This window comes from Ideonella azotifigens, assembly GCF_006519715.1.
GTDB lineage: Bacteria > Pseudomonadota > Gammaproteobacteria > Burkholderiales > Burkholderiaceae_C > Ideonella > Ideonella azotifigens.
This window is the reverse complement of record NZ_VIDT01001023.1, coordinates 1-1,456: the sequence shown is the minus strand read 5'-3', so window position 1 is coordinate 1,456 and position 1,456 is coordinate 1. Positions and strand designations below refer to the sequence as shown.

2 protein-coding genes and 1 pseudogene are annotated in these 1,456 nt (G+C 68.3%); 1 reads left to right on the top strand and 2 read right to left on the bottom strand.

The window, feature by feature from the left end; genetic code table 11:
* The coding region (locus FKP22_RS30255; protein ID WP_141291910.1) for a 16S rRNA (uracil(1498)-N(3))-methyltransferase at positions 1-615 on the bottom strand (615 nt) is incomplete at its 3' end.
* A 76-nt stretch (positions 616-691) separates the two neighbouring features.
* On the opposite strand from FKP22_RS30255, the gene FKP22_RS30250 reads away from it, so the two are divergent.
* A complete protein-coding gene (locus FKP22_RS30250) occupies positions 692-1,084 on the top strand; it encodes a VOC family protein (protein ID WP_141291909.1) in 393 nt (130 codons plus the stop codon).
* A gap of 169 nt (positions 1,085-1,253) precedes the next feature.
* Here FKP22_RS30250 and FKP22_RS33125 read toward each other — a convergent pair.
* Positions 1,254-1,456: pseudogene (locus FKP22_RS33125) on the bottom strand (hypothetical protein); the annotation flags it as partial.

Below are 1,456 nucleotides of genomic sequence, written 5' to 3'. Positions count from 1 at the left end.
GCCTTCGGGGCCGCTGAGCAGGCAGAGGGACGTGATCGCCGCAGCCGTCTCGGCCAGCATGCGTGGCGTGCGGGCGTCTTCGGCGAAGCTCAGCAGCAGGCGTTGTGAATCGTCTGCCAAGGTGGCGGGCAGGGTGCCCAGCCAGTTGTCCAGCGTACGGATGGGTTCGACCTGCGGCACGACGGTGCGGCCGCTTTGTTCGGCTGCCGCCACCGCCACGCCTTGCCAATGCGCGCGGCGCTTGTCGGCCCGTTCGCCGCTGAGCTTGAGCACCGAGCGGGCGCATTGCAGCGGCTGGATCGCCGCCGCGCCCAGCTCGGTGGCTTTTTCGATCAGCGCGTCCATGCGCTCGTTGGCCGGCATGCCGATGGCCAGCGTCACGCGGCGCGCCAATTCGCGCTGCACCGGGTCGTGCACACCCACGCGCAGGTCCACGTCGTGCCGGCCCATGCGCGTGATCTCGGCGGCCCATTCGCCGCCCTGGCCATTGAAGACGGTCAGCGGGTCACCCGGCTGCAGCCGCAGCACCTGCACATGGCGCGAGGCTTCGGGTGGCAAGGTCAGCTCGGCACTTTCGGCGAGCGGGGCATCGAGGTAGAGACGGAGAACGGCCATGCCGCCAGTGTGCCGCAGCGGCGCAGCGTTTCACCTCGTGTAGGCTTGGCCTGCTCACGGCGCTCAAGGAAACCGCATGTCCCTCAAGACAAAGCCAGGTGCTGTCATCTTCGCCAAGCAGCTCGAACGCATGGCGACCTTTTATTCAGAAGTCCTGCTGTTGCCGGTCACGCATGCAGACGGGGACCACATGGTGCTGGAATCTGATGTGTTCCAGCTGGTGATGCACGCGATCCCCAGGCAGATTGCCGACACCATTGCCATCAGCGATCCGCCCGCCATTCGGGAAGAGACGCCGATCAAGCTGTTCTTCCCGGTGGCCAGCCTGGCGGATGCGCGGGCCAGGGCCGCCTTGCGAGGCGGGCAGCTGAACCCGAGCAGCCATGAGTGGACAGCGCGCGGCTTTCGGGCCTGCGACGGCCACGACCCCGAGGGCAATGTGCTGCAGCTGCGCGAGCCGGCGCCTTGACCGGCGCGGCTCAGTGCCCGAAGTACGCCGGCCGGTCCACGCGCTGGCAGTGCGCGCGGGGGACACGCTGCTGAACACCGGCGGGGCGACCAGCAGGCCAGCGGCCTGACGCCGTTTTCGTCCCAGCCGCGGCAGCAATCTGCTTTGGCGCTCGCCTGAGCCGCCTGCTTCAGGCGCTGCGCAAGGCGCCGTAGAAGCGCTTGACGGCCGCCATGCCGTGGTCGTCGCGCAACTGTTCGGCAAAGCGCAGCGCCAGGGTCTGCAGCTCCGGCAGCCCGCCGCACTTTTCGACTTCCAGCACGAAGCGGTAGCCGCGCATCAGGCCCAGCTGGGCCTTGCCTTGCGAAGTCAGCACGTCATAGAGACCGGTGT

Excerpts from the sequence above, each read along its gene's own strand:
- FKP22_RS30250 (WP_141291909.1), top strand. The coding sequence starts at position 692 with ATGTCCCTCAAGACAAAGCCAGGTGCTGTCATCTTCGCCAAGCAGCTC.